Annotated in this window: 16 protein-coding genes; 7 read left to right on the forward strand and 9 right to left on the reverse strand. The window is 61.6% G+C overall.

The genetic code is table 11. The annotated features are described in order from the left end of the window. Window positions 1-185: 185 nt before the first annotated feature. Both NKH50_RS15540 and NKH50_RS15545 read left to right on the forward strand, forming a co-directional pair. On the forward strand, window positions 186-428 hold the full coding sequence (locus tag NKH50_RS15540) for a type II toxin-antitoxin system Phd/YefM family antitoxin (protein ID WP_352701967.1): 243 nt from the start codon (window positions 186-188) through the stop codon (window positions 426-428). After that, window positions 428-853: a type II toxin-antitoxin system VapC family toxin gene (locus tag NKH50_RS15545; protein ID WP_352879667.1), complete on the forward strand. Its 426-nt coding sequence runs from the start codon at window positions 428-430 to the stop codon at window positions 851-853. The genes NKH50_RS15540 and NKH50_RS15545 overlap by 1 nt, the downstream gene beginning before the upstream one ends. Window positions 854-990: 137 nt before the next feature. Here NKH50_RS15545 and NKH50_RS15550 read toward each other — a convergent pair whose 3' ends face one another. The 9 genes from NKH50_RS15550 to NKH50_RS15590 form a co-directional block, all read right to left on the reverse strand. Next, window positions 991-2,247, reverse strand: a complete 1,257-nt coding sequence (locus tag NKH50_RS15550; RefSeq protein ID WP_352879669.1) for an RNA polymerase sigma factor — start codon at window positions 2,245-2,247, stop codon at window positions 991-993. Between the two features lie 85 nt (window positions 2,248-2,332). Continuing rightward, entirely contained in the window at window positions 2,333-2,734 is a 402-nt protein-coding gene (locus tag NKH50_RS15555) for a YciI family protein (RefSeq protein WP_352475767.1), read from the reverse strand. A gap of 265 nt (window positions 2,735-2,999) precedes the next feature. Beyond that, window positions 3,000-3,782 carry an ABC transporter ATP-binding protein gene (locus NKH50_RS15560; protein ID WP_352506832.1) on the reverse strand — a complete coding sequence of 261 codons (783 nt, stop codon included), beginning with the start codon at window positions 3,780-3,782 and terminating at the stop codon, window positions 3,000-3,002. A 10-nt stretch (window positions 3,783-3,792) separates the two neighbouring features. Further along, on the reverse strand, window positions 3,793-4,590 hold the full coding sequence (locus NKH50_RS15565; RefSeq protein ID WP_352879836.1) for an ABC transporter permease: 798 nt from the start codon (window positions 4,588-4,590) through the stop codon (window positions 3,793-3,795). A 97-nt stretch (window positions 4,591-4,687) separates the two neighbouring features. Next, entirely contained in the window at window positions 4,688-5,689 is a 1,002-nt protein-coding gene (locus NKH50_RS15570) for an ABC transporter substrate-binding protein (RefSeq protein ID WP_352801447.1), read from the reverse strand. Window positions 5,690-5,913: 224 nt separating this feature from the next. Beyond that, complete coding sequence (hutC, locus tag NKH50_RS15575) at window positions 5,914-6,645, reverse strand: histidine utilization transcriptional repressor HutC (protein WP_352879673.1); 732 nt, start codon at window positions 6,643-6,645, stop codon at window positions 5,914-5,916. Window positions 6,646-6,675: 30 nt separating this feature from the next. Then, the gene (locus NKH50_RS15580; RefSeq protein WP_352879838.1) at window positions 6,676-7,698 is read right to left on the reverse strand and encodes a zinc-dependent alcohol dehydrogenase; all 1,023 of its coding nucleotides are present in this window, start codon (window positions 7,696-7,698) and stop codon (window positions 6,676-6,678) included. Between the two features lie 15 nt (window positions 7,699-7,713). After that, window positions 7,714-9,036, reverse strand: a complete 1,323-nt coding sequence (gene hisD / locus NKH50_RS15585) for a histidinol dehydrogenase (protein WP_352879840.1) — start codon at window positions 9,034-9,036, stop codon at window positions 7,714-7,716. A 76-nt stretch (window positions 9,037-9,112) separates the two neighbouring features. Next, window positions 9,113-9,886, reverse strand: coding sequence for an SDR family NAD(P)-dependent oxidoreductase (locus tag NKH50_RS15590; RefSeq protein ID WP_352879675.1), 774 nt, complete (start codon window positions 9,884-9,886; stop codon window positions 9,113-9,115). A 198-nt stretch (window positions 9,887-10,084) separates the two neighbouring features. On the opposite strand from NKH50_RS15590, the gene NKH50_RS15595 reads away from it, so the two are divergent. The 5 genes from NKH50_RS15595 to NKH50_RS15615 all read left to right on the forward strand — a co-directional run bounded on the left by NKH50_RS15595 (window position 10,085) and on the right by NKH50_RS15615 (window position 16,939). Further along, window positions 10,085-12,145: a N,N-dimethylformamidase beta subunit family domain-containing protein gene (locus NKH50_RS15595; RefSeq protein ID WP_352879677.1), complete on the forward strand. Its 2,061-nt coding sequence runs from the start codon at window positions 10,085-10,087 to the stop codon at window positions 12,143-12,145. Between the two features lie 128 nt (window positions 12,146-12,273). Next, complete coding sequence (locus NKH50_RS15600) at window positions 12,274-12,495, forward strand: hypothetical protein (RefSeq protein ID WP_352879846.1); 222 nt, start codon at window positions 12,274-12,276, stop codon at window positions 12,493-12,495. Window positions 12,496-13,285: 790 nt separating this feature from the next. Beyond that, window positions 13,286-14,500, forward strand: coding sequence for a glycosyltransferase family protein (locus tag NKH50_RS15605; RefSeq protein WP_352645145.1), 1,215 nt, complete (start codon window positions 13,286-13,288; stop codon window positions 14,498-14,500). A 1-nt stretch (window position 14,501) separates the two neighbouring features. Next, on the forward strand, window positions 14,502-15,746 hold the full coding sequence (locus tag NKH50_RS15610; RefSeq protein WP_352879679.1) for a glycosyltransferase: 1,245 nt from the start codon (window positions 14,502-14,504) through the stop codon (window positions 15,744-15,746). Next, complete coding sequence (locus tag NKH50_RS15615) at window positions 15,743-16,939, forward strand: glycosyltransferase family protein (RefSeq protein WP_352879681.1); 1,197 nt, start codon at window positions 15,743-15,745, stop codon at window positions 16,937-16,939. Before NKH50_RS15610 ends, NKH50_RS15615 begins: the two co-directional genes overlap by 4 nt. The last annotated feature ends 39 nt before the right edge of the window (window positions 16,940-16,978 follow it).

Consider the following 16,978-nt stretch of genomic DNA (forward strand, 5'->3'; position numbering starts at 1 on the left):
ATAACCCTTCGGCTATTGATCAATGCATAACCACCGGGATATGTGTGAGTCAAGCGGGAAGCGGCATAATTCTCGTTGCAGGAGCGGTCACTTGCTTCGCTCACGCAGCCAGTTGCTTATTCGCCGTGCACTGGAATTGTCACACGTGATGCGCTATATGACCATCTACATGGTCAGGAGCTGACATGGACGCGGTCAAGCTGGCGGACGCCAAGGCACATCTGAGTGAGCTCATCGACCGGGTCGAGGCTGGAGACTCGATCGACATAACCCGGCGTGGCAAGCCGGTCGCCAGGCTCACGGCCGTGGCCCGCCCTCGCAAACGGATCGACGCCGTCCTGCTCCAATCCCTGACCGCAACCATGCCTCTGCAGGCTCAGGCTGCCGCCGATCTGGTGCGATCGATGCGAGATGGCGATCGCTATTGATGGCCTATCTCGATACTTCGCTGATCGTCGCGGCGCTATCCAGCGAAGCCATGACCGCGCGCGTTCAGGGCTGGCTGGCGGAGCAGGACCCAGCGCAACTTGTGATCAGCGACTGGACCATCACCGAGATGTCCTCCGCCATGGCGATCAAGCTTCGGACCGGACAGATCGACTTGGAGCAGCGCGCGGCTGCGCTCGCGATGTTCAATAAGCTTGTCGCTGAGAGCTTCACCGTGCTGCCGGTGACGGGCGGGCATTTTCAGGTCGCCGCGAAATTCGCCGATCAGCATATGCTCGGGCTTCGTGCTGGCGACGCCCTGCACCTCGCGACGGCATCGGAGCATGGCGCCACAGTGTGGACCCTCGACCAGCGGCTCGCCGAGGCAGGACCGATTCTCGGCATACCGACGCAGTTGCTGGCATGATCAAGGCCTCTCCTCCAAATGAATATACCCAAGCTACGTTGCGAGTTGATCACGCTCATTGAAGGGAGCCGGCCGGGAGCGAACTGGCGGCTTTCGATATTGCCCTAGCGGCGCGTCGGGCACGCAGAGCGATGCTGTCAACCACAAGCGTCTGCACGGGCGAGGAGAAAGGCCGCTTCGCGCGCGTTGCGGGTGAGCTTGGCCGCAGCCTCGAATTCGGCGCGGGCCTCGGCCAGCCGGCCGGCCCGAAACAGAAAATCGCCCCTCGCCGCTGGCAATGGCGCATAATTGCGCAAGGCGGCGGCGTCGGCAATCTCGTCCACCAGCCGCAGGCCCGCTTCAGGCCCGAAGGCCATGCTGTGGGCGACCGCTCGATTGAGATCGACCACCGGCGAGGGCATCACTGCTCGTAGCCGGTCGTAGAGCGCTGCGATGCGGGGCCAGTCGGTATCGGCCGGACTGCGCGCCCGCGCGTGACAGGCTGCAAGCGCGGCCTGCAACACATAGGGGCCATCGCCCCCGAGAGCTTCGGCACGGGCCAGCGCGTCAAGTCCCCGGCGGATCAGCAGTTGGTCCCAGCGTGCGCGGTTTTGCTCGGTCAGGGTCAAGAGGGCGCCGTCCGGCCCGATGCGCGCGGGCAGGCGCGATGCCTGGATTTCCATCAGAGCCAGCAGACCGAACACCTCGGCATCCTCGGCCATCAGACCCGCCAGCATACGGCCCAGCCGTTGTGCCTCCAGGCACAGGCCCGGCCGGACAAGGTCGTCGCCGGCCGTGGCAGCATAGCCTTCATTGAAGATGAGGTAGATGACCTCCAGCACCGAGGAGAGACGCCCCGCACGCTCGGCACCGCGCGGCACCTCGAAGCTAAGCCCGGCCTTTCCGATCGTCCTCTTCGCGCGGACGATGCGCTGGGCGATCGTCACCTCGCTCGACAGGAAAGCACGGGCGATCTCGTCCGTCGTCAGGCCGCCGATGACACGCAGCGTGAGCGCCGCGCGGGCGTCGGCCGAAAGTATGGGGTGGCAGGCTGTGAAGATGAGGCCCAGCAGCTCGTCGCCAAGATCGTCGTTCATGGCCATTTCGTTTCCCTCGGCCGTACGGTCGCACTCGCCGTCCAGCTCCCGGGCGATCTCCTCATGCTTGCGCTCGCGCATCTTGTCGCGACGGATCGCGTCGATGGCGCGGCGTTTGGCGACCGTCATCAGCCAAGCGCCGGGATTGGCCGGAACGCCGGTCCTGGACCATTCGGAGAGGGCTATGACCAGGGAGTCCTGCACCAGTTCCTCTGCAAGGTCGACATTGCGCACGAGGCGGGCCAGGCCCGCAATGAGCCGGGCCCGTTCAATGCGAAAAATCGCCTCGATCGCCTGGTGCGTCTCGCCTGCGGTCATGCTGCCTTGTCGGCCAAAGCCACAATGGAGGCAAGCAGGTTGCGGCCGACAGGTTCAGTTGCCGCTGCGCTTCTCGCGCGTCCGGTCACGGATTTCCGTGACCTCCGGCGTCAGATTCCCATTGCCAATCAGCCATCTCGTACAGCGGCCGGATTTCGATCTCGCTCGGTCCCGGCATGGGATTGGGGCAGCGCTTCACCCAGGCGACCGCCTCGTCCATGTCCTTGACTTCCCAGAGCCAAAAACCGGCGACCAGTTCGCGGGTCTCGGCGAAAGGCCCGTCGATGACCGTCCGGCGGGGACCATCGAACGCAACGCGCTTGCCCTGCGAGGAGGGCTTGAGGCCGTCGGCGTCGAGCAAGATGCCGGCATTGCGCAGCTCGTCGTTAAATCTGCCCATCGCCTCCATCGCCTCTTTCGCCTCGGGCGTCGGGAGAAAGCCCTTTTCGCTGTCCTCGGTAGCCTTCACGAGCACCATCACACGCATCGTCTGTCTCCTTGTTTGAGCCGGCCTCACCGACCGGCAGCGAAACGACGAACGGAGTTTAGGAAATCGACATTGTCCTGCAGATTTTTTTTCGAGCTTGAAGAGAAAGATGCCGATGGCTGCTCCCCTGGTCAGGGGTCGCGATGGCGCGATATCGAGATTGGGCGCTACGCTGGTCGCGGATTGTAAGTAATTCTACGCTAAAGTCCTCCGCGTCCAGCCGCGTTGGTTCCGCTCTTGGACCCGACACGCATGAGTGGCCTGCCTAAACCATTTCGGGACGTTTAGAAGCCTCGCGGATCGCCTTGTGCACGCGGCGCTGCAAATCCATGAAGGCCGGAGTTTCCATGACCTCTTCCCGGCGCGGGCGCTCGATATCGACATTGAAGGTCTGCATGATGCGTCCCGGCCCGATCCCCATCACGACGATGCGGTCCGACAGGTAGACGGCTTCTTCCACATCATGGGTGACGAAGAGCACGGTGAGCCTGTGCTCCTCCCAGATCTGCGTCAGGAGTTCCTGCATCTGATGCCTGGTCAAGGCATCGAGCGCGCCAAAGGGCTCGTCCATCAGAAGCATTTTGGGTCGATAGGAAAGGGCACGCGCTATGGCCACGCGCTGCTTCATGCCGCCAGAAAGCTCAGATGGATAGCGATTGGCGCTATGAGGGAGCTTGACCAGATCGAGATGCTCGCGCGCTATCCTGCGGCAGGTCGCGCGGTCATGACCCGCGGCCTTGAGCGCGAACTCGATGTTCTGCTGCGCCGTCAGCCAGGGAAGCAGGGTGTAGGACTGAAAGACGACGCCGCGGTCGAGGCCCGGCCGCAGGATCGGCGCACCATCGATAGCAAGATCTCCCGCGTCGAAATCCTGCAGTCCGGCAACGATCGACAGCAGCGTGCTCTTGCCGCAACCCGACGTGCCCACCAGCGAGACGAACTCGTTGTCGGCAAGATCGAGATTGATATCGCGCAGTACTTCCGTGCGCCGCGCGCCCGTGCCGAAGCTTTTGTGGAGGCCTTCGATCCGCAGTTTGGGCAAACTCATCGGCCCGGCCTCATTGCACGTGGCCCTCCTGCCGGAACAGCACTTTTCCCAGTGCCTTCATGACCTGGTCGGTAATGAGGCCAAGCACGCCCAGCAGCAGGATGTAGCCGATGATGGTGTTTGTCTGGAAATAGCGCTGGGACACGGTGATGCGGTAGCCGAGGCCTGATGTCGCCGCGACAAGTTCTGCCAACACCAGCCAGGTCCATGCCCAGCCGAGACTGATGCGCAGCGTATCCCAGATGCCTGGCAAGGCGCTGGGAACGACGATGCGCGTCAGGATCTTGCGATCCGGCAGGCCGAGCGTCCTGCCAAGGCCGATGAAATCAGCGGGAACCCGCTTCACATTGTCCATGATCATCAGTACCTGCTGGAAGAAGGTACCTATGAAGATGATCAGGAATTTCTGGGCATCGCCCGTCCCCGACCACAGGATGGAGAGAGGCACGAAAGCGACCACCGGCATGTAGCGGATGAAATCCACAAGCGGCTCGATCGCCGCTTCCCAGGTCCTGAAGCTGCCGATCAGCACGCCAATCGGAATCGCCAATGCCGAGGCGATGAGGAAGCCAACAGAAATACGGTATATCGAGGTCCTGAGATCCAGCCACAGCGTGCCGTCACCCGAGAGCTTGCCGAGCTGGGTCACCACGCTTCCCGGCGACGGCAGGAAAATTGGCTTTACCAGTCCCAGCCCCGTTGCCGCCCACCAGGCGAGGCCGAGGCCGGCAAAGACGGCCACTGCTATCATCAGGAAGCGCGAGCGTGCGATGGGCGCGCCGAGCCCGGGGGAGCGGCGACGGCGCATCGGCTGTTTGATCGCCGGCCCCGGCGCTGCGTGAGACGGGCTTGGCTCGGTCGCACGCTGCTCGGACATTTGCGTCACCACCGCGAGCCGGCCCTCGTCATTTCGCGGCCTTGACGAATGACGGGTCGATCATCTGTTCCGGCGTCACGTCCGCCTGCAGCAGCCCGGCGTTCTTGGCGGCCGCCTCTACATCCGCAAATGTCTTGGTGGAGAACTCCCCGGTCAGGGCATCCTTGTTTTCGGCGAGAGTATAGTAACGCACGCCATCAAAGGCGGTGTTGAGGTCTTCGACGCTCGACCCGACCGCCTTGGAGATGATCGCCCGGCCGTCGGGCGTGTCGGCGTTGTAGGCCTTCAGGGCAGCATCCCAGGTCTTGATCATGGCAAGCACCTGGCCGGGACGCGACTTGATCACCTCGTCGCGCACCACGAATACGTCACTGATCAGGCCGGGATCTTCGCCCGCGGTGAAGAGCAGCTTGAGGTCCTTGTTCTGCGCTCTTGCCGCGGTGAGATAAGGCTCATAGGTGACTGCGACTGGAACCTGGCCGGCGATCAAGGCGCTGCCGGCATCCGCCGCCGGCATTGGAACCGGCTGGACATCGGCGATCGACATGCCGTTCTTGGCGAGCGCGTATTTGAGCAGGATGTCGCTCGTGGTGCCTTCTTCGAAAGCAACCTGCTTGCCCTTGAGGTCGGCGACGGAAGCGATGTCCTTGCCGGCGATCATGGCGTCTGCCGTCATGCTGACGTCGAGCAGAAGCACGATCTTCACCGGCAGGCCGGCCGCAACCATTCCCATAGCCGTGTGCGTCGCGATGTTGGCGGCATCGAGCTGGCCGCTCGCCAGGGCGGCGTTGATATCCTTGTCCTCTGCGAAGTTCACGATCTGCACGTCGGACAGCCCGCTTGCCTTGAACAGGCCCTTGGCCTCGGCGACGTGCCACTGGCCGTAGCCCAGCCATGGCTCGATGCCGATCTTGAACGTTCCTGCCTCAGGCGTCGCCGGAATTGTCGTGTCGGCCGCGTAGGCCGCCGGGGCAAACCCGACAGCAGCAGCCATAACGAGCGCCCGAAATTGTCCTGCTAGATTACGCATCATCTTGTTCCCCTTGATGATCAGGCCGCTTTTTTGAACCAAACTCCGGCCTGGTGAGAATGCCGGCGTCAGCTCTTGCGGCACCGTGCCTCGGCATCTTAGCTGCCCGTTCAACGAAAGTGCGACGACACTTCAACGTTAGCAATAGCGGATGTCAAGGCTAAATACATACATGCATATACAAGTTAGACCCCTCCTTCCGAGTCTGATTCGCTTCACTGCGATCAAGTTTTTTTGGACGGAGAATACCGGCTGCCAAGCGAATAGCGGCTGCCAACGTAAGTCAGCTTGCTGATCGTGGCAACGATGGCGCCCGTCCATGTCCGGCGATGCAGAAACAGGCAGCAGCTGCCGACATCGATGCCCAGATGCCGCGCCGTCTCGGCATCGGCAGGGGTCGCCGAGATGATGTGCTCGACCTCCGTCACCGGGGTTTTCTGCATGAGGTAGTCGTAGGTTGCTGTCTTGGAAAAGTCCTGCTTGTCGTAGTCGGGTATCAGGGCCGGGTTGACGAAGCGCTCTTCCAGTTGCACAGGCAGGTCGTTCTCGAAGTTGACGACGATGGAATGATAGACCGGCGCGCGTTTTGCGAACTCGAAAGAAAGCGCGAGCTCCTTTGTCGGCGTGATCTTTTCGAGCACGATAACCTCGGAGCGATGCCTGTTTCCCCGCGCGACAATTTCCGCCGCGATGTTGTTGATCTCGATCAGTGCTGATTGTGGTCGAGGTGGCGCGATGAATGTGCCGACGCCCTGGAGCCGGATCAGAAAACCCGCAGAGGTCAACTCCCGCAAGGCACGATGAACCGTCATCCGGGACACGCCGAGTGTCGCCACGAATTCATTTTCGGACGGCAGCTTCCGGTCCTTGCTCCATCGGCCCATTCCGATGTTCGTCAGGATGTAGTCCTTGACCTTCTCGTAAAGAGGGCTGGCGGTGTCGGGCAAAGTGATCATTTCAAAATCCTTTCCGGCAACGTTCGGAAATCACACGCGCCCGGAAGACCGCATCCGGATGATTGTTTTCAAACCATCGCCCTGCCCCGCCAACAGCCGCTCATAGGCTGCGGGAACATCATCCAGGCCGATCTCGCGGTCGATCAGTTCGACCATGGGCTCGGTCAATTCGCCGAGCATCCGAATGGCGTCGGGAAGCTCATCGGCAAAGGCGTGGCATCCCAGCAATGCGATTTCGCGTTCAACCAGGATGTTGGGATCGATGTCGAGGCGCCCATGGAATATGCCGACCATCGCAACGGTGCCACCGGCATCGAGAACGCCGAGCAACTGGCTGAGTGCTGCGATGCTGCCGGTCGCTTCGACGGCAGCAAGCAGGGGGGCATCCGCGGTGGCGGCGGCAATGGCGTCCCGGTTCAAGTCGACGATGCTGGCGCCGGTCACCCGCGCCACCCGGGCGCATCGGCCAGGGTTGCGATCGGCGACGAGCACGGTACCTGCGAATGTCCGGGAAAGCAGCAGTGCGGCAAGCCCGCCAATAGTCCCGCAGCCGACCACAAGAACGGAGCCGGCCGTTTTCGGCAGACGCCGCACTGCGTGCAATGCTACAGCCAGCGGCTCGGCCATCGCCGCGACCCGTTCGTCAAGCGCGGCATCGACGACGTGCAGCAGGCGTGCGGGCAGGACCGCCTGTTCGGCAAATCCGCCGTCGCATATCTCGCCGACAAAGCCCAGCGACGTGCAAAGATGCCGCCTGCCTGCATGGCATTGCGCGCATTCTCCACACCAGAAACGGGAATCGGCGACCACGCGGTCGCCAACAGCGACGATGTCCACGCCCTCGCCGATGGCGATCACCGTGCCTGTCAGCTCATGGCCAGCCGTCGAGGGCGACCGGCTTATCCATTGGCCCGTGCGAAAGTTGTGAAGATCGGAACCGCAAATGCCTGCGGCATCGACCCTCAGCTTCACCCAGCCTGGCCCGGGAGCGCCTGGCGCGGCGATATCCTCGACGCGCAGGTCGCCGGGTCCATGGAGTCGCGCCGCCCTCATCGTCATCGTTTCCGCTCAGCCGGCGAGATAGCGATCGCGGATCTCCGAAACCGCGTTCTCATGCGAGCTGAACCCTTCGTAGCGGGCGAGCCTGCGGGCATGCAACGCGAGTTCCGGATAGGCCGCCGAGGTCACATAGCCGACCGACGATCTCTTGACGAAATCCGTCACCGAAAGCGGTCCAAAGGTTCGCGCCCACCGGCTGGTCGGCAGCACCGCATTGGGTCCCAGGACGAAGTTAGCGAGGGTCACCGGCGTGTGCGGTCCCATGAGGATCTCGGCGGCTTCTGTGATACGTCCAAGATGCGCGAATGGCTCCGTTGACAGAATCTCGAGGTGCTCCGGGGCATAATCGTTGATGAAACGGTAGCTGTCCTCCAGCGACTCGGTCAGCACGATGCCGCCGCGCTTTCCAGTCAGCACCGCGCGCGAGAACTCCACACGCTGTTCGCTCATTCGGGACCAGTGTTCCGGTATCGCAATCAACGCGGCTTCGGCGACCTTGCGGCTATGCGTCACCAGATAGGCCGACGAATCCGGGCCGTGCTCGGCCTCTATCAACAGGTCAAGAGCGGCCAGGCCGCCGTCGACGCTGTCATCGGCAAAGATGATCGCTTCGGACGGGCCGGCAGGCAGGCCTGTGTTGATGATCGGGGACAACACGCTCTTTGCCGCCACCACCCACGGGCTCCCCGGCCCGACGATCTTCACGGCAGGCTTCACGGTCTCGGTTCCATAGGCGACGGCGGCGACCGCATGGGCGCCGCCGCACTTGTACACGGTCTCCACGCCGGCAATGCGGGCAGCAACCAGCGTCGCGGCGTCGACGGAACCATCCGAAGTCGCAGGCGTCACGATCGCGATCTGGGGAACCCCGGCAATCACCGCCGGAACCGAGGTCATCATCGTCACCGAGGGGAAGGCGCCTTTGCCGCGCGGAACATAAAGCGCAACGGAAGCAATCGGTGTGTATCGGTCACCCGCATAGGCGCCCGGCCGAACTTCCTTGAGCCACATCGTTTCCGGGCGCTGCTCCTCGTGGAAATGCCTTATGTTCTCAATGCCGAACCGGATACTCTCCACGACATCCTTGTCGACCTTGTCGAATGCCGCGTCGAACTCTGCTTCCGAAACTTTCAGCCCACCGTCGGCAACATCGGCTTTGTCGAGTTCGCGCGCAAACCGGAGCAAGGCCGTGTCACCTTCATCCTTGACGGCCTTGATGATTGGACGGACCTTTTCGATGAAGGAAGACAGATCTCCTTCGGCGCGTTTCAGTAAACTGGCCCGCTGATCGACACTGAGGGATGACAGGCGGTGGAAGCTGACGTCAGACATGGCGGCTCCTTTTCTTAGAACGCAATTACGATTAGCATCGATCACTTCTGGGACACGTCTCCAGCCCCTGAAGCCTTCAAATCGATGCGAGAAAGCCTCCATCCACGGGAATGGACTGGCCGGTTATGTAGGCTGCCGCATCCGAAGCGAGGAACACCGCGATTCCGTGCAGGTCCGAGAGATCACCAAAACGGCGCTGCGGAATCTTGGCGAGCATCGATTGCTGCCATGCCTCGTTGCTGTAGAACACGTCTGTCATCGCTGTCCTGAAATAGCCGGGCGCAATGGCGTTGACCCGGATCCCAAGATCGGCCCACTCCGCCGCAAGCGCCCGCGTCATGCCGAGGAGGCCTGATTTCGACGAGCCGTACGGCACCGCCGTGGGAACCCCAACCTCGGAGGTCAACGAACAGAGATTGATAATGACGCCGGGCCGTCCGGCGTCTCTCATCTGCCGCGCAGCGGCCTGGGCGCAGAAGAAGGCGCCTTTGAGATTCGTATCGACAATCCTGTCCCACAAGGCCTCGTCGACATCGAGTGAAGGCCGGATCTCTTCCGTACCTGCATTGTTGACGAGAATATCGAGACCTCCGAGCAGGCTGCCGGCCTCGGCTGTCGCCGTCCGGCACCGGTCGACGTCAGTGACGTCCAGGGCGACGGCGTGCGCGACCCCGCCGGCGGTGCGGATGGCGGCTATCGTCTTCTCGAGCGAGGCCACACTGCGCGCCGTGACGGCGACGTCGGCGCCGGCCGCGCTGAGCGCCTCGGCGATGCTGCGCCCGATGCCACGGCTTGCGCCGGTTACAAGCGCCTTCCTGCCTGACAGATCGAAGAGAGATGCGTTGCGCATGTCATCCTCCTTGGTAATGTCGCGCTTGGACCGATCGCGTCGAGACTATCCGAATGCAGCTTATCTATACAAGCATGTACATCATGGCTGTAGTGCGCCATGCGAAACTCTGCTTGTCAGAGCGGCAGCGCATTGGCCGACATCGGACCGGTCTACGCGGTTCGCCCCAGCCCATCTGGAGTTCATCGGGAGGGATATATGAAGCGCGCAGTAGACCACGACGCGATGAGCGTGGTTGGCTATACCACCCCCTGGAGTGCCAAAGCAGGCCAGCGGATCAAGCTCAGCCTGTCATGCGATCGGCCGATAAAGGCCACACGAATTTGCCGGCTCGACAAGCCGGCTCCGGAATTTCTCGCCTGGCCCATCGAAACAATAGGTGAAGCACGGCGTCAGCATTTCGACCAAGGGTCGTTCCTGTTCGTGCGAGCCGGCGAACTGGCCAAAGTACAAGCCCTCCACGGCATACGTTTTGAGCTGTTCCTCACGCGCAACGAAGGTGCGCGCACGATCCTGGAGGCAGGCGCCCTCGGGCTGCGCCTCCGCGACGGCGCATTCGTCGTGGAAATCGGTGACGAAACCCTTGTCGAGAAGAAGGCGCCAACCGGTGTGTGGCTCACTGTCGAGTTGGATCTGCGGCAGGAACAATCGCGTCTGCGCATCAAATCCCATGATCTTCTCGCGCCTTACGAACTCTGTGAAGGTTTTGGCAGCCCTGCGCGGAATCTCCAAGGGCACGGCATCCATTTCGGCGCAAGTGCTACCAACCACGAACCTACGCTCAACGCGAAATTTGCTGCGATCCGGTTCGACACGCCACAGGGGACTGTTGCCTGGGATTTCCCGACGCTGTTACCAACGCAACCGATCCTGTCGTCGGGCGGAGCAGATCCGCTGCTCCTAGATGTGATCAATCAGCCAGCCTTCTGCGTGACTTCGGCACGCTGGGACGGATCGAGCTTCGAGCCTCGCTTAGTGCCGTCGCACTACGACGCTATCCATTGCCACGACGACGACATCGGCCCGCTTGAGTGGCCGGCATCACACCGCGTGACGATCCCTGAAAACGCACACCCAGGCGTCTACGCGTTCCAGGTCGAATGGGAGGGGGGCGACGAACGCGTGGTGTTCTTCGTCACCTCGTCACAGGTCTCGTCGCCGCTGTTGTATCTCGTGCCGACGGCCACCTATCTCGCTTATGCCGACGAATATCTCCCGGATCATCTTTATGAATGGAAAGGCGACGACCGGGGACATCGCTTCGCGATCGCCAACAATCTGAAATCTCTTTACGACTACCATTCCGACCTTAGCGATGTTTCCATCTGTTCCTACAAAAAGCCGAAAGTGACGCTCAGGGACGATTACGATTATCCGCTCTGCGGCTGCCCACACAATTTGCCGGTCGATCTGCACTTCCTCCGATTCTGCCACGGAAATGGAATCATGTTTGACGTCCTGACCGATCACGACTTGCACGAATGCGGCATAGACGGTCTGCGTCGACATCAAGCCGTCGTCACCGGCAGTCACCCCGAATATATGTCGATCGAGATGGAGCAGGCGCTGCGGCAGTTTGTGGCCGAAGGCGGCAGCATCGCCTATCTCGGCGGAAACGGCTTCGCTGCCACTGTGGCTTTCAAGGACGACCTGATGGAGCTGCGGCGCTCGCCGCTGGAGGCAGGCCGCACCTGGGATGGCCCGGTCGCCGAACAGGCGCTGTCGATCACCAACGAACCAGGCGGCTATCTCCGCTCGCGCGGCCGAGGCGAATTCTCGCTGATCGGCGGCGCGGTCTCACTGATGGGATTCGAAGGCGCGCGCCCCTTCACGCGCACTGAGGAAAGCTGTGAAGCAGGATACGCATGGCTGTTCGAAGGCGCTGAAAATGCGACCTTCGGCACGGACGGCATCGTGCTGGGCGGTGCCGCGGGCTACGAAGTGGATGCGACAGATCCAGCCCTCGGCACTTCCGCTGACACCGTCGTGATCGCGCGGGCGACGGGATTTCCGGACAGCTTCTTCCAGGATCCGACGCGCTGGTATGAGGGCGGGGATACGCAACGCATCGCCCGCCGCTGCGCCGAAATGACCCTGCGAAAGCTCGCAGCAGGCGGCTTGATCTTTTCGGCAAGCTCGGTTGCCTGGTGCGGCGCGCTGCCAGCCGCAGGCGCCATGAACGATGTCGGCAGGATCACGCTCAATCTGCTTAACCGCCTCGGCACCACGAACGAAGAACCCGGCCGAGAAAATCAATAACTTTCGGCGAAGGTACTGACCAGCAGACCGCGCGACCTCGAGGAGCGCGGCATCCTCGATAGCGGGCGGGCATTTAGAGAGTGGTACTGCGCAGTGACTTGGGCCCTCCAAGAGTCTAAGCAGCCAGCATGCTTCTGACAGCACGAAGGAAAAACCGCTGCATACCCCGCTTTCTTGCCATCTACCCCATGAAGCCCGAAGACCTCGCTCGCTTTCGCAGCCTGCCTAAGCCCGAGCAGGATGCGATTGATGCCGTCGGCTTGCAGCAGTGGGCGGACTGGGAGGAGAGAAATGCCGCATTTTTCCCCGATCGCGGCGACTTCAACGCCGTCAAAAAATTATGCTCCTGATTCTAAAGGCTAAAGTCGCCGCAAAAATATTTTGAGGTTTCGCCAACTGTCGGGACCAATCGAGCGGTTTTTGCACCTCGCGACGTTCGATGGTCCGCTCAGGTCGTCTCAAAAAGTACCGTCACCGCCCCAGCTAAGGCATTAGCCAGAGGCCATAGCGATCGACAAGCAACCGGTGTTGCACACACCCCGCTGCGGGCGGTGTGTTGTGAGAGCTGGCATCCACTCGATTCCTGGCGAAATTCAGGCTAGCTTGGGCGATAGATGGCTCAGTTCTGGTCGGTGAATCATAATCAGACCGCCCGTCAAGAGATTGATGGGCAGCACCTTTGGTCTCCCAAGACCGAGAGCGATGGCGCGCGAAACGAATTCTGCAACAACATGTGCCGTGCGACGCCCGGCGACCCTGTCCTTTCGTATACCGATCAAGCAATTGACTATATGGGCAGGATCGCGGAATTCGCTGTCACCGCTCCGAAACCATCGAGTTCGGAGAGACCGGAGCTTATTGGAATCAAGAGGGATGACTTCTGCCGATCTTTTGGACACCGCTTTCCCCTTCGATTCATCCCAAAACAACAACGGGGAGTCTCGGCCCGCTCCCGCCGAGACGATATTCGCCACTCCATCTAGTTTCGGACTCAGGCAATCAGAAAGCCCTATCTGACAGGCATTCCACAGAAGTAATGCAAATTCAAAATCGCGGCCTCATGTTTCAAAGCCAGGATGGTTGCGAAGCCGGCGGGTCGCTCACGGTCCTCAAAGCGAGAATTCTAAGAGACGTTCAACAATGACCCAGCACGCAGAAAACGCTCGAATTCTCATGTACAGCCACGACACGTTCGGGCTCGGCCACTTGCAGCGCTGCCGAACTATCGCGCATTCGCTGGTCGAGGATTTCCGCGGACTTCAGGTGCTTATCATTTCGGGTGCGACTATCGCTGGCGCCTTCGACTACCGTGCCCGTGTCGACTTCGTGAAGATCCCCAGCGTCATCAAGCTGCGCAACGGCGAATACACCTCGCTGGAAAAGGACATCGATCTGCATGAGACGCTAAGGATGCGCCAGTCGATCATCCGCCACACGGCCGAGACCTTCCGGCCGGATATCTTCATCGTCGACAAGGAACCGCTCGGCCTGCGCGGTGAGATTGAGGACACGCTGTCCTACCTCAAGACGCGGGGCACCACGCTGGTGCTTGGCCTGCGCGAGGTGATGGATGCGCCGCATCTGCTCGAAGCAGAGTGGGCACGCCGGGACGTGATGCGCAAGATAGGCCTGTTCTACGACAAGGTCTGGGCCTATGGCCCGCCGGATTTCTACGATCCGTTGACCGGCTTGGATGTGCCGCCGGCTGTCAGGGCAAAGATGAGGTTCGTCGGTTTCCTGCAACGGAGCCTGCAGCGGAACGAGTTGCCCGGCCATCGGCCCGAGGGCGACTATATCCTCGTTACCACCGGTGGCGGCGGTGACGGCGCCGATCTGATTCACGACGTCATCGATGCCTATCAGCAGGATCCGCAATTGCAGCATAGGGCCCTGATCGTGCTTGGGCCTTACATGCCGGCGCGCAAGCGCAACAAGCTGCTCAAGAAGGGGTCCAAGATCCCCTATATCAGGATCATCGAGTTCGACAACCGCATGGAAGACCTGATTGCCGGCGCCAAGGCGGTAGTGGCGATGGGCGGCTACAACACCTATTGCGAGATACTGTCTTTCGACAAGCCGGCGCTGATCGTGCCGCGCGTCGAGCCCCGAAAGGAACAACTGATCCGCGCACGGCGCGCGGCCGAACTCGGCCTTATCGAGATGCTTTTGCCGGAAGAAGCCGAGGATTCCCGGCGGTTTGCCGACGCACTGAAGGCGCTGCCGGACCGGCCCCGCCCATCGCAGAGCAATCCGCATCTGACGCTGGAAGGGCTGCCTCATATTTCCGAAATCGTCGCGGAACTGCTCGACCGGCGGGCCGGCCATCACCTTTCAGTCATTGAAGGAATGACCTGAGTTGCAACATCGCAAGATCGTCGTGGTTCTGAAGGGTTATCCGCGGCTGTCCGAAACCTTCATCGCGCAGGAACTGCTCGGCCTTGAGCGTGCGGGGTTCGACCTGATACTTGTCGCGCTCAGGCGGCCGACCGACGAAAAACGCCACCCCGTGCATGACGAGATCAAAGCGCCCGTCCATTATCTGCCGGAATATCTGCATGAAGAGCCGCTGCGCGTGTTTCGCTCGCTGTTTGCCTATCTGCTGCGTCCGGGCTTCTGGCGCGCGCTCGGATCGCTGGCTGCCGATATGCCCCGCGACTTTACGCGCAATCGCGCGCGCCGCTTCGGGCAAGCGCTCGTGCTGGCGGCCGAATGGCCGGAAAACGCGGGCTGGCTGCATGCCCATTTCGCGCACACGCCTGCATCGGTGACGCGCTATGCCAGCCAGCTTCGTGGCCTGCCCTGGACCTGCTCGGCCCATGCCAAGGACATCTGGACTTCGGCGGACTGGGATCTGGCCGGCAAGCTTTCCTCGGCGCGCTGGACGGTCACTTGCACGAAAACCGGCTTCGACCGTCTGAAAAAACTCGCTAACGGCAACTCGTGTGTGCATCTGAGCTATCATGGGCTCGACCTTGATCGCTTTGGCAGTTTCGATGAGGCGCGAAAGCAGCATGACGGCTCGGCTCCGGACGAACCGGTTGTCGTTCTGAGTGTCGGGCGCGCCGTTGAAAAGAAAGGTTACGATACGTTGCTGGAGGCCCTTGCCCTGTTGCCCGGCGATTTGGCGTGGCGTTTCGAGCATATCGGCGGCGGCGAAGAACTGGAACGGTTCAAGGCGCTGGCGCAAAAGCTCGGTGTGGATGATCGCGTCTCTTGGAAAGGCGCGCTTGCGCAGGAGGAGGTGCTTGAGCACTACCGCCGCGCCGACATCTTCGCCCTGGCCTGCAGGATCACCGCAAATGGCGACCGGGACGGTCTGCCGAATGTTCTGGTGGAGGCGGCTAGCCAGCGGCTTGCCTGCGTGTCGACCGATATTTCCGGCGTGCCGGAGCTTTTATCGCCGGATGAAACCGGGTTGCTGGTTCCGACGGAAAACCCGATTGCCCTGGCACAGGCGCTGGAACGCCTGATCCGTGATCCCGTGCTCCGCGGCCGCCTCGGCGACGCCGCAGAGCGGCGCGTGCGCGGCAATTTCGATCATTTGGCAAGCATTGGACAGCTCAGGGAACTGTTCGAGCGGGAGTGGCGGGCCGCCGAATGAAGCGGCTGCGCGCTTTCTTCTATGTCCAGCACCTGCTCGGCATCGGCCATCTCGCGCGCGCCAGCCGCATTGCGGCGGCTCTGGTCGATGACGGGTTTGACGTAACCGTCGTGGCCGGCGGGGCGCCGATCGCCGGGTTTCCGGCACTGGGGGTAAAATTTGTAACCCTGCCACCTGTCACCTCCGGTGATGAAGGATTTTCGGCACTTGTCGACCTGCAAGGCAACCCGATCGACGATGATTTCAAGAAATGGCGTTCAGAGATGCTGCTGCAGGCATTCCGGGATTGCAGGCCTGATATCGTCATTGTCGAGGCGTTTCCATTTGGACGCCGGCAGATGCGTTTCGAACTCTTGCCGCTGATCGAGGCCATCGACGCGACGTCGCCCAGACCGCTGCTGGCGACGTCCGTCCGCGATATCCTCCAGGAGCGCGTCAAGCCGGGCCGAAACGAGGAAACGGTCGATCTCATCAACAGGCATTTCGACCTTGTTATGGTCCACGGCGATCCGGCTTTCGCAACCATCGACAAGACATTTCCATTGGCTGGGGCGATCAGGGCCGAGGTCACCTACACAGGGCTCGTTGCCGCGCCGCCATCGCCCGCGGCCTCCGAGCGCTTCGACGTTCTGGTGTCGGTTGGCGGCGGGGCTGCCGGAAAGAGCCTTGTCAGCTCCACGATCGCAGCGGCGCGGGATGCCAACAACGCTTGGAAATGGTGTTTGATCACCGGCCCGAACCTGCCGAAAGACGAGTTTGACGCGATCGCAGGCGATGCCACGCCGGGCCTGTCCATCTTCCGGTTCCGCGAGGATTTCGCCAGCCTGCTGACCGGCGCCCGCCTGTCAGTCTCGCAGGCGGGTTACAACACGGTCTGCGATGTACTGCGCGCGGGTTGTCGCTCCCTGCTCGTCCCATTTGCAGCCGGCGGGGAAACCGAACAGACGGTTCGCGCCCTGATGCTCGAAGAACTCGGCCTTGCAACGGTGCTGACGGAAAAGGACCTGACGCCTGAAGGTTTGGCGCAAGCTATCGAACAGGCGCTTGTGGGACGGACGCCATCCGCGCATCGTCTCGATCTGGAAGGCGCGCGTCGCTCGGCGCAAATCCTGCGCGAGCGGTATCGAACATGGTCCCTAAATGTGGGGCCCGGTTTCGGAAAAGTTCATGATCAAACAGACGATAGATCCTAACGCGCGTAGCGTCTGTGAGATTCGTGCGACGCGCTTCAA

The organism is Mesorhizobium sp. M1027 (genome assembly GCF_040318745.1).
In the GTDB taxonomy this organism is placed as follows: Bacteria; Pseudomonadota; Alphaproteobacteria; order Rhizobiales; family Rhizobiaceae; genus Mesorhizobium.

What these genes read in the sequence shown, in the direction of transcription:
- NKH50_RS15570 (WP_352801447.1), bottom strand. Translation starts at nt 5,689, where the DNA reads ATGCGTAATCTAGCAGGACAATTTCGGGCGCTCGTTATGGCTGCTGCT.
- hutC (WP_352879673.1), bottom strand. Translation starts at nt 6,645, where the DNA reads ATGATCACTTTGCCCGACACCGCCAGCCCTCTTTACGAGAAGGTCAAG.
- NKH50_RS15580 (WP_352879838.1), bottom strand. Translation starts at nt 7,698, where the DNA reads ATGAGGGCGGCGCGACTCCATGGACCCGGCGACCTGCGCGTCGAGGAT.
- NKH50_RS15600 (WP_352879846.1), top strand. Translation starts at nt 12,274, where the DNA reads ATGCTTCTGACAGCACGAAGGAAAAACCGCTGCATACCCCGCTTTCTT.
- NKH50_RS15550 (WP_352879669.1), bottom strand. Translation starts at nt 2,247, where the DNA reads ATGACCGCAGGCGAGACGCACCAGGCGATCGAGGCGATTTTTCGCATT.
- NKH50_RS15595 (WP_352879677.1), top strand. Translation starts at nt 10,085, where the DNA reads ATGAAGCGCGCAGTAGACCACGACGCGATGAGCGTGGTTGGCTATACC.
- NKH50_RS15560 (WP_352506832.1), bottom strand. Translation starts at nt 3,782, where the DNA reads ATGAGTTTGCCCAAACTGCGGATCGAAGGCCTCCACAAAAGCTTCGGC.
- NKH50_RS15545 (WP_352879667.1), top strand. Translation starts at nt 428, where the DNA reads ATGGCCTATCTCGATACTTCGCTGATCGTCGCGGCGCTATCCAGCGAA.
- NKH50_RS15615 (WP_352879681.1), top strand. Translation starts at nt 15,743, where the DNA reads ATGAAGCGGCTGCGCGCTTTCTTCTATGTCCAGCACCTGCTCGGCATC.
- NKH50_RS15590 (WP_352879675.1), bottom strand. Translation starts at nt 9,886, where the DNA reads ATGCGCAACGCATCTCTCTTCGATCTGTCAGGCAGGAAGGCGCTTGTA.
- NKH50_RS15540 (WP_352701967.1), top strand. Translation starts at nt 186, where the DNA reads ATGGACGCGGTCAAGCTGGCGGACGCCAAGGCACATCTGAGTGAGCTC.
- NKH50_RS15565 (WP_352879836.1), bottom strand. Translation starts at nt 4,590, where the DNA reads ATGCGCCGTCGCCGCTCCCCCGGGCTCGGCGCGCCCATCGCACGCTCG.
- NKH50_RS15605 (WP_352645145.1), top strand. Translation starts at nt 13,286, where the DNA reads ATGACCCAGCACGCAGAAAACGCTCGAATTCTCATGTACAGCCACGAC.
- hisD (WP_352879840.1), bottom strand. Translation starts at nt 9,036, where the DNA reads ATGTCTGACGTCAGCTTCCACCGCCTGTCATCCCTCAGTGTCGATCAG.
- NKH50_RS15555 (WP_352475767.1), bottom strand. Translation starts at nt 2,734, where the DNA reads ATGCGTGTGATGGTGCTCGTGAAGGCTACCGAGGACAGCGAAAAGGGC.